This window comes from Dolichospermum circinale AWQC310F, from assembly GCF_000426925.1.
Lineage (GTDB): Bacteria > Cyanobacteriota > Cyanobacteriia > Cyanobacteriales > Nostocaceae > Dolichospermum > Dolichospermum circinale.
This window is the reverse complement of sequence record NZ_KE384706.1, coordinates 1-10346: the sequence shown is the minus strand read 5'-3', so window position 1 is coordinate 10346 and position 10346 is coordinate 1. Positions and strand designations below refer to the sequence as shown.

General features: G+C 39.1%; 6 protein-coding genes and 1 pseudogene. 2 read left to right on the top strand and 5 right to left on the bottom strand.

The features are described 5' to 3' along the window. A partial coding sequence (locus tag ACIR310F_RS27075; protein WP_331271324.1) for a LamG-like jellyroll fold domain-containing protein occupies nucleotides 1-3472 on the top strand: 3472 nt, incomplete at its 5' end. A 256-nt stretch (nucleotides 3473-3728) separates the two neighbouring features. Here ACIR310F_RS27075 and ACIR310F_RS0118040 read toward each other — a convergent pair. Continuing rightward, the gene (locus ACIR310F_RS0118040; RefSeq protein WP_028085040.1) at nucleotides 3729-3953 is read right to left on the bottom strand and encodes a DUF167 domain-containing protein; all 225 of its coding nucleotides are present in this window, start codon (nucleotides 3951-3953) and stop codon (nucleotides 3729-3731) included. Between the two features lie 109 nt (nucleotides 3954-4062). Between ACIR310F_RS0118040 and ACIR310F_RS26315 the strand changes: the two genes are divergently transcribed. Further along, nucleotides 4063-4431, top strand: coding sequence for a zinc ribbon domain-containing protein (locus ACIR310F_RS26315; protein ID WP_028085039.1), 369 nt, complete (start codon nucleotides 4063-4065; stop codon nucleotides 4429-4431). 74 nt (nucleotides 4432-4505) lie between these two features. Here ACIR310F_RS26315 and ACIR310F_RS0118030 read toward each other — a convergent pair whose 3' ends face one another. The 4 genes and pseudogenes from ACIR310F_RS0118030 to ACIR310F_RS0118015 form a co-directional block, all read right to left on the bottom strand. Beyond that, complete coding sequence (locus tag ACIR310F_RS0118030) at nucleotides 4506-4820, bottom strand: hypothetical protein (RefSeq protein WP_028085038.1); 315 nt, start codon at nucleotides 4818-4820, stop codon at nucleotides 4506-4508. A gap of 94 nt (nucleotides 4821-4914) precedes the next feature. Continuing rightward, nucleotides 4915-6105 (bottom strand): annotated as a pseudogene (locus tag ACIR310F_RS23020) (M20 family metallopeptidase). 551 nt (nucleotides 6106-6656) lie between these two features. After that, on the bottom strand, nucleotides 6657-8351 hold the full coding sequence (locus ACIR310F_RS0118020) for a protein kinase domain-containing protein (protein ID WP_081677614.1): 1695 nt from the start codon (nucleotides 8349-8351) through the stop codon (nucleotides 6657-6659). Between the two features lie 521 nt (nucleotides 8352-8872). Further along, on the bottom strand, nucleotides 8873-10114 hold the full coding sequence (locus tag ACIR310F_RS0118015) for a glycosyltransferase family 4 protein (protein WP_028085036.1): 1242 nt from the start codon (nucleotides 10112-10114) through the stop codon (nucleotides 8873-8875). Nucleotides 10115-10346 lie beyond the last annotated feature (232 nt).

Below are 10346 nucleotides of genomic sequence, written 5' to 3'. Positions count from 1 at the left end.
CTTTGAAACAAACCAAGGTTCACTCACTCTCAATCAATTAACTCATGTTGCTGCCACTTATGATGGTGCCAAACTGAGTTTATATATCAATGGACAATTAGATACCAGTGTTGATTGGGTTGGTACGCCATTGCAAAATAATTATCCGGTTAAGATTGGGCGAGAACTTAATGCCTATACTCCTTTTGCTGGACAAATTGACGATGTTCGCATTTGGAATGTTGCCCGTACCCAAACCCAAATCCAGGCAAATCTCAACAAAACCTTAACCGGCACGGAAACAGGATTAGCAGCTTACTGGAACTTCAACAACATCACAGGAAATACCGCCACCGATTTAACCACCAATGCCAACAACGGTACAATTTACGGGGCAACTGTTACAACAGGTAATCCCATTCTCTCCACCGTCACCCCCTTAAAAGTTGGAGATACATTCACCCAAGCGGATATTGACAGTGGCAAGTTAATCTATCAACCCGGTAGTAGTAGTAGTATTCAAGACTTCTTCCAATTCAATTTGACAGATGGTACAAACCCTGTTACCAATCAAACTTTTTTCCTCAGTCATACCGACCAAACCACTAACGGTACAGCCGCAAACCAAACCTTGAACGGTACAGCCAGCAAGGACAAAATTAACGGTTTAGGTGGAGATGACATTCTCAATGGCGGTGCTGATCATGACCTCCTCCAAGGTGGTACAGGTAACGATACCCTCAATGGTGAAGCCGGTAACGATTTCCTCTATGGTGGTGTCGGTAACGATATTCTCAGAGGTGGAACGGGAGATGACAGTTATTTAATTGATAGCACCACTGAGACTATTACCGAAAATGCCAACGAAGGTACAGACACGGTTTACAGCACTTTAACCTTCTCCTTGGCTACCCTTCCCAACGTGGAAAACCTGACATTAACGGGAATAGATGCAATTAACGGGACTGGGAACGCGGGTAATAACGTCCTTACTGGTAACAATGGTAATAACACCCTTGATGGTGGGGCGGGTACAGATACCTTAATCGGTGGTTTAGGGGATGATATCTACATTGTAGATAGTACCACGGACATCATTACCGAAAATGCCGACGGTGGTACAGATACCATTCAATCTAGTGTCACCTATACTATTGCGGCTGCTAACGTGGAAAACCTGACATTAACGGGAACAACAGCAATTAACGGTACAGGTAACGCAGGTAATAACGTCATCACTGGTAACGGTGGTAATAACAGCCTGAATGGAGGGGATGGTAATGATACCCTTAATGGTGGGGCGGGTAGAGATACCTTAATTGGTGGTTTAGGCGATGATATTTACATTGTAGATAGTGCCACAGACACAATTACGGAACAGGCCAGCGCTGGTACAGATACCATTCAATCCAGTGTCACCTTGACTATTGCTACCAATGTCGAAAACCTGACATTAACGGGAACAGGAGCAATTAACGGGACTGGGAACGCAGGTAATAACGTGATTACTGGCAACAGTGGTAATAACACCCTGAATGGTGGGGATGGTAATGATACCCTTAATGGTGGTGCAGGTACAGATACATTAATTGGGGGAACTGGCAATGATGTTTATATTGTAGATAGTACCACGGACACAATTACGGAACAGACCAACGCTGGTACAGATACCATTCAATCCAGTGTCACCTTGACTATTGCTACCAACGTGGAAAACCTGACATTAACGGGAACAGCAGCAATTAACGGGACTGGGAATGCAGGTAATAACGTGATGACTGGGAATACTGGTAGTAACACCCTTGATGGTGGGACGGGTACAGATACCTTAATTGGTGGTAGTGGCGATGATATCTACATTGTAGATAGTACCACTGACATCATTACGGAACAGACCAGCGGTGGTACAGATACCATTCAATCTAGTGTTACTTACACTATTGCGGCTGCTAACGTGGAAAACCTGACATTAACGGGAACAGCAGCAATTAATGGAACTGGGAACGCAGGTAATAACGTCATCACTGGTAACAGTGGTAATAACAGCCTGGATGGTGCGGCTGGTAATGATACCCTTAATGGTGGGGATGGTATTGACACCTTGGTTGGTGGTACAGGCGATGATATCTACATTGTAGATAGCACCACAGACACCATTACGGAAAATGTAGGACAGGGTACAGATATAGTTCAATCCAGTAGTGTCAGCTATACTTTAGCGGACAACGTGGAAAACTTGACATTAACAGGAACGGCCAATATCAACGGTACGGGAAATGGGATTAATAACATTATTACTGGGAATACTGGTAATAATAATCTCAGTGGAGGCGACGGTATTGACACCTTAATTGGTGGTTTAGGCGATGATGTTTATGTTGTTGATACTGCAACGGATATCATTACGGAAAATCTGGGAGGGGGTACAGATACTATTCAATCCAGTGTCACCTTCAGTATTTGGACTTTGCCTGGGATTGAAAACCTCACTCTGACAGGAACAATGGCCATTAACGGTACTGGTAACAGTGGTAATAACGTTATTACTGGTAACAGTGGTAATAACATCCTTAATGGTGGTCCAGCTATTGACACCTTAATTGGTGGTTTAGGTGATGATGTTTATGTTGTTGATACTGAAACGGATATCATTACCGAAAATGTCAATGAGGGTACAGATACTATTCAATCTAGTGTTACTTACACTATTGTGGCTGCTAACGTGGAAAACCTGACATTAACGGGATCAGCAGCAATGAACGGTACTGGTAATGCAAGTAATAACGTTATTACTGGTAACATTGCTAGTAACACCCTTGACGGTGGTGCAGGTATAGATACCCTAATTGGTGGTTCAGGTGATGATATTTACATTGTAGATAGCACAGAAGATACCATTGCCGAAAATGCCAGCAGTGGTACAGATACCATTCAATCTAGTGTTACTTACACTATGGCGGCTATTGCTAACGTGGAAAACCTGACCCTGACAGGAACAGCAGCAATTAACGGGACTGGAAACACAGGTAATAACGTCATCATAGGTAACGGTGCTAATAACAGCCTGAATGGAGGTGCTGGGAATGATAGACTAACTGGAGGAGTTGGAAAAGATACCTTAACTGGAGGGTTAGGAACAGACCGTTTTGACTACCGCACTTTAAGCGATTCTGTTTTCAGTAACTTTGATGTGATTACTGACTTCAATGCTACTGCTGATTTATTCGTCGTTTCCACTGCACCCACCAGATTCCCTAATGCAGGAGTTGTGACAACACTTGATACAACCGGAATTACAGCTAGGTTAACTAATACTGTCTTTACAGCTAACTCTGCTGCTCAATTTACCTTTGGTACTGGTACTAATACTCGTACCTTTGTCGCTATTAACGACGCTACCGCAGGATTTAATGCTACTACGGATGCAATTATTGAGGTGACAGGTTTCACAGGGACTTTAGGATTGAATAACTTTACTACAGCCTTAGTTTAGGAAATCCTGGTTTTAACCTAATTGGTAGTAATTTGAGTCAAGGTAGAGACGTTATATAAAACATATAAAACGTCTCTGCTGCTCTCAAAATTCCCAGATTCAAATTGTTGCTGTTGTCCACCACTTACAGCACTACAAGAGTGTTATGAGGTACATATCTAGCGGGCAAGATGCCCGCACTACAAGACTTTACATAGTTTGGTTTTATTGTGTTAACCTACTTGTGTTAACCTACTTATAAAGTATAATTTTAACCCTAATTTTTATCAATTATAATGAGTTTGTTTCTAGATGTTACACCAGATTTAATTGTAATAGATGATTTAGGAACATCAAATTTTTTGGCTAATAGTTTAATTAGTTCTTCGTTGGCTTTACCGTCTATTGGTGGTGATTTTAAATGTACACTTAAACTACCATCTGCTAATTCTTCAATCTTTTGTTGCTGGGAGTTTGGTTTAACTTTTACTATTTTTTGCATTATCTAAGTAGGTTGGCGTTAAAAATTGTCGTTATGACAAGGGAACAGGGAACAGGGAACAGGGAACAGGGAACAGGGAACGAGGAATTTTTTGGCGCTGCTCTCACCCTTGATCTTTATCAGAAAACGCCGTAATACCCCTAGTGATGCTGGTTGGTCATTGTTTACTCAATGGTTAGAATATTTTGGTAAAGTCTATGGTCGTGTAATTGTATCAGTTGCACCACAATATACTTCTCAAAATTGTTCTATTTGTGGAGAAATAGTTAGAAAATCCCTATCAGTTAGAACTCATGTTTGTAAATGTGGGTGCATACTTGACCGTGAACACAATGCTGCAATTAACATTCTAACCAAAGCACTAAGACAAAGTGGCTATGATTTAAGTACCGTCGGGCGGACGGAAACTAATAACGCTTGTGGAGAGATGACCCTCTGCTCAGACTTGGTAACAAGTTTGAGCAAGGTTGCTCATTGAAACAAGAATCCCCGTCCCTCTATAGGGCGGGGAGCGTCAACTACTTTCCCTGTCTCTATTTTCTTCTGGAGGTTTTAAGTAATCCCTAACATTCTATTTACTTGTTGTAATGCTAGGGGTTTGCGTTCGATATTTTGGAAACATTCAATATTTTTTAGTTGTATGTAAGCAGTTTTGAAATTACTCGTTTTTAATAAAACAATGTCTTGATAAACTGCTTCTTGGGGAATTTTGATTTCTCTTACCAAGTCTTGTAGTTGATTTTGGCTAATAGCTATATTCAAATATTTCAAAAACACTTCTCTTTTTTTGGAACGAACAGTTACCAAGTACCAGTTATCAATGCTTTTTTCTGATGGGTTTGAGTCTATGGTTTCGATTTGTGACATGATTGAATATCTGACTTTTTTGAATTTATTTAAAGAGGAATTTCAAAACCTGATTTGTTTGATTAATTGATCATGGAAATCCTAATCACCCAAATCACAGTTCCGACTTATTTAACCAATATTTGTAAGCTGCATAAGCTAAGGTTACTACTCCTGTGATAATAGCAGATTCATCAACTTCAAATTATGGATGATGCAGGGGATGATTAATTATTCTCTCTTCATAGCCTACACCCAAGCGAAACATTGCACCAGGGGCGTGTTCTAAATAAATTGAAAAATCTTCTGCACCTAAGGATGGTTCTGGTAAAATCTGTACACGCTCATTAGTCCACGCTTCTTCGGCTGCTGATTGTAATAACTGCGTTAGTGTATTATCATTTTGGACACTGGGTACACCCTGACGATAATTAACTTGATATTTCGCATTATAAGAATTACAAACGTTAGCTACTATCTTTTCAATCCAATCTGGTAAATTATTACGGGTTTCTGGATGTAGCGATCGCACTGTCCCCAATAATTGTACTCTATCAGCAATTACATTTGGCGCTCTCCCGCCACTTATTTTGCCAATACTCAATACTACGGGACGCAAAGGATTTTGTGTACGACTAATCGCTTGTTGTAATGATGTAATTACTTGTGATGCAATCCAAATCGCATCTATGGCTTCATGGGGACGCGCACCGTGTCCAGATTCACCGATAATAATAATTTCTAAATCGTCTGCTGCGGCTGTTAACGCACCATAACGAATACCAATCGAACCTGCGGGAATAGAAGGAAAAACGTGCAACCCTAAAATGGCCGCAACATTATTCATAACTCCATCTTTTACCATCCAATTCGCACCTTGAGCTATTTCTTCTGCTGGTTGAAATATAAACCTCACTTTTCCCCCCAATTCTGAGGCAATCTGGGAAAGTATCATCGCTGTTCCCAAACCTACTGTAGTATGAATATCATGTCCACAAGCGTGCATAACTCCGGAAATGCGAGAAGCATATTCTAAACTTGTACGTTCTTGAATGGGTAAAGCATCCATATCAGTACGAATTGCCAGTATATTATCACTAGATTGTGTCCCTTTTAATTCACCAATCACACCTGTTCTGCCTATTCCCTCTTCTACGTGCAGTCCATTGGCAGATAATACACCAGCAATAAAAGCAGCGGTTTGATATTCTTCTCCGCTCAATTCTGGATGTGCATGAATATGTCGGCGAATTTCGACTAATCGAGATGATATACTTGTTGCTAATTCTTTGATTCTGTTTAGCATGGAAATAATTATCATGTAATTAACTGATTATTTCATCATAGAGAAGTGTTTGCACCTAAAATGCTACTGACGTAACAAGAAAAGTTAGAAAATTTGCTACTTAAGTAAATCTCAAATATAAAGAAATAATTAAGAATATACAAAAATTATATAAATTGTTATTACAGAACTATGCAAATGGGAACAAAGAGTGTACATTAGTGTCAACTTGAGTATACCGAAAGATTTATAGTCTACCAATTATGAGATACCTCTGGTTCACCACAAAATGAACTAGGGGTATCTGTGTTTTCATTCAGCGTCAATAGGGAGAAGTTAATTTTTAATTTTTAAAACTTACCCAAATGTCACAAAATCAATAATTTTTTGTAGTCAGGGCTTTAGCCCTAATTTTAGTGAATAATTGTAGTCAGGGCTTTAGCCCTAATTTTATTCGCGTAGTGTCTTGAATAGAGGACTAAAGTCCTCATTACAGTCCTGATTACGATTAAAATACAATCGAGGACTAAAGTTAAAGTCCTCACTACGGTAATCAGATGGATTTTTAATTTTTACCTCCAACCCAACCAACGTAAACAAGGACTAATTAAGTAATAGCTGATACTTAAAGAAAAACTAATTAAGATACTCACAAGACTAAAAAAACCTAGAGGTGAAAATATATCAAACCCTTGCGGTTCTTTGGAAAAATGAAATAAATTTAGTCCTAATCCTAAGTTAGTGAAAACACTGATCAAATTAGCACTAACCAAACCAGAAATTACAGTATAAACTATTTTATGAGTGCGAATACCTAAACCTAATGTCAGTATGGGAAGTGATATCAAAATCCATATTACCAAGTTTTCACTATGACTTTGAGTGGGAATGAATTGACAAGCTATCCAGCCTAAACTATAACCAACAAAACCCATTAAAGCAGAAACGAGAAACCGTCGCTTTTGTCCAAAACAACCTGACAAGCTTAGTCCCCAACCTGTTCCCAAACCTGCAAAAGCGTAGACTATGGTTTCTGCGGCTATGTAAGGTTGATTTTTGACTAATGTTGGTAATTGATAGGCTAGTAATTCTAGCCAGCGATCGCCTAAACTGCTATGATAAGCCAGAATACAACCAATCATAGTGGCTATTCCTGTGGAAATACTAGTCAAAATCATTACCCAAAAAGTCACCAAACAAGCAAATAAAAACTTAAATATTCCCCGAATAATAAATAAAGTTGTATTACCTATAGCTTGGAAAAATTGAGTGACTAATTTTACTAAATATTTACCAGTGCGGGTAAATAATCCTTCCTGTGGTAATGGGGAAGCAATGTTTAATAATCTTTTGTGAATAATACCTGCGTGTGCTGGACGCGATCGCACGTCCTCCTGTACCATTTTATCTAGCAAGTCTGCTAAATCTGGTTTAATCTGACAATAATTACGCCACCGTAATTTTCCGGTCAGACTGTCTTCCAATTCAGGTGGATATTTACCCGTTAGTAATTGAATCATAGTCCGTCCCAAAGCATAAAAATCTGCCCCAGGACCGACATTACTACCATGAATTTGTTCTTGAGGACTATAACCGGAGGAGTATAGGCGCGTGGAGGTAGAATGGGATTTTAAAACTGAACCACTAACTTGTTTAGCGCCCCCAAAATCAATTAGGACTAACTTATCATCCTTGAGGGGTTTAGCGGGTGTAGAGGTCCGTAACATTAAATTAGAAGGCTTTATATCTCGGTGAATAATTTGGCGCTTGTGTAACTCCTGTAAAATCTCTATAGCTTGAATAAACCAACATAAAACTAAATCTTCTCGACAACCTTGGGGGGAATTTATTAATACTTCCTCTAAAGTGTAGCCATGGATTTTTTCCATCACTAAACATGGTAATTCAAGGGGTTGAGGGTTGATCAAATTAACTTGAAAATACCCATCATTGTCAACTTTTGGCACGCCGTCGCTACGGAAATTACTTAAAACTTCCGCCTCTTGCATGAACAATTCAAGGGCTTTGGCTGAAGTATCTACAAGCACCTTGAGGACTTTTTCTGTTTGTGTCTTTTCATCCCAAATTGTATAAATTTGAGCAAATCCCCCTGATCCTAGTGGTTTAAGAGGGAAGTAACGTTCTAACAAATGCAACTGTGCGCCACAACTGTTACAAAATTTGTTTCCCCAGGGTTGGGGATAAGGACGTTGACAATGAGGATTTATGCAGTGAACCGCACTCTGAGTTATCTGGGTCAAAACCACGAAAATACAAAGGCTGGATTGATTTTAGCGTCTCTTGAGGGTTATGGATAGGGTTAAATCAAAATCATGGAAAAAAATTGACATAAACACAGACCATTCAAATCAATTCAGATTAGGAATGATGGGTCTGACCCCCTATTAATTATCCGGTCAAATGTAATTTTAAAAGATTAATAATCAACGACGAAAAAATTTCAGAAAAATGCCAAATTGGCAACCATGGTTAAATAAACCAGGCTACATTATATGAGACAAGCAAAAACAAGGGATTGTTAAGAGATTGAATCAACTAACATAAATCTCTTGTAGAGATTGTCTAAAAAATCAATAGAATTAGTATTTGCTGCATAGGAATACCTGCTAAATATAGGCGTTATCGTTAACCTGCAAATTACCCCCCTAATTAACGGGTTTCGTCTATATGAATAAATTCCTAAACGCTTCAGCAGCAAATGGTAGAGTGGGAGAGAAAGGCGCTTGGTAATGCCTCCTCCCACTCTCTTTTTTTGGGTAGTTTTTCCTCACATAGAATTGGTATTACCCAATAACCAATTTAAATGCTGTGGTAATAATGTTGCTAAATCATAGTTATTGATTATAGTCTTTCTGGCGGCGGCACGAATAGGAATCATATCTGGGGAATTGTCTAAAGCCGCGTTGACTTTGTTAGCAATTTGTTGGGGAGAAAAGAAATCTACCAACAGTCCATTTTTACCATCTTCAATTACTTCTAGAACTGGTGGAGTATGAGAAGCTATTAATAAACATCCTGTGGACATGGCTTCTAACATTGACCAGGATAACACAAAAGGACGGGTTAAATAAATATGGGCTGAGGAAGCTTGTAAAACTCGGAGATATTCATGATAAGGTAGTCTACCAGTAAAGTGTAATCTGGATAAATCTAAATCTAACTTCTCTAACATTAATTGTTTATAGGTTTTACCATCTGGTAGAGTTTTTCCATAAGCTACCCTATCTTCCCCCACAACTACAACATGACAATTTGGTCGTTGTTGTTGAATTAATGCTACTGCTTCCATGAACTGAGGAAAACCGCGATAAGGTTCCATTCCCCTACCTACATAGGTTACTAATTCTGTAACTTGAGAAAGGTCAAGATTAATGTGGGGTAAAACTAATTTAGCATTTGACTGGGGTTGAAAAAAATTAGTATCAATCCCATCGTGACAAACACTGATTTTACTATGATATTCCAAGGGAAATTGTTGCCGTTGCCAATGAGTAGGAGAAAGACCACGATGACAATTATATAAATCAATTAAAATCGGGGCATTTTTCACACGAATACGACATAAATCATCTGCATTTAATGGTTCACTGGGATCAAAATCAGCATCAGAACCGCGACCATGATAAAACCATTCAAAAAAACATAATAATTTTGCTTTGGGGAAAATTTCTTTCATAAATAATGTCGGACCCCAACCAGAATGACCGTAAATTATATCTGGAATAAAACCTTGTGTTTTCAGGTTTTCTGCCATTCGATATACAGCTTGTCCAGTGATCACTGCATTTTCTAAATTACGAACATAATGATGGGTTTGGGGTGCAGCTTGACGGGAAGGCTGATAAATGGCTTTAAATACACCGGGTATTGTTCCTTCCTGACGATTAGTGCCAAATACAATTTGGTAATTGCTATCTTGGGATAAAGCTGTCGCTAAATGGCGAAATTGAGCGGGAAAGTTGGGATGTAAGAATAAAATCCGTTTGGGAATTGTCGCAGCATTTTTCATACAGGTAAATACTTATCTTTGAGTCAATGTGATACTTATTTTATAATACATTACTGCCATTTTATTTTGATCGTGATATAGGAATCCGGTTTGATTCTGTGAATTTACTTGTGTGGTCAGGGAACAGGGAACAGTGAACAGGGAACAGGGAACAGTGAACAGTGAACAGGGAACAGGGAACAGGGAACAGGGAACAGGGAACAGGGAACAGGGAACAGGGAACAGGGAACAG

What these genes read in the sequence shown, in the direction of transcription:
- ACIR310F_RS0118040 (WP_028085040.1), bottom strand. Translation starts at nt 3,953, where the DNA reads ATGCAAAAAATAGTAAAAGTTAAACCAAACTCCCAGCAACAAAAGATT.
- ACIR310F_RS0118015 (WP_028085036.1), bottom strand. Translation starts at nt 10,114, where the DNA reads ATGAAAAATGCTGCGACAATTCCCAAACGGATTTTATTCTTACATCCC.
- ACIR310F_RS0118030 (WP_028085038.1), bottom strand. Translation starts at nt 4,820, where the DNA reads ATGTCACAAATCGAAACCATAGACTCAAACCCATCAGAAAAAAGCATT.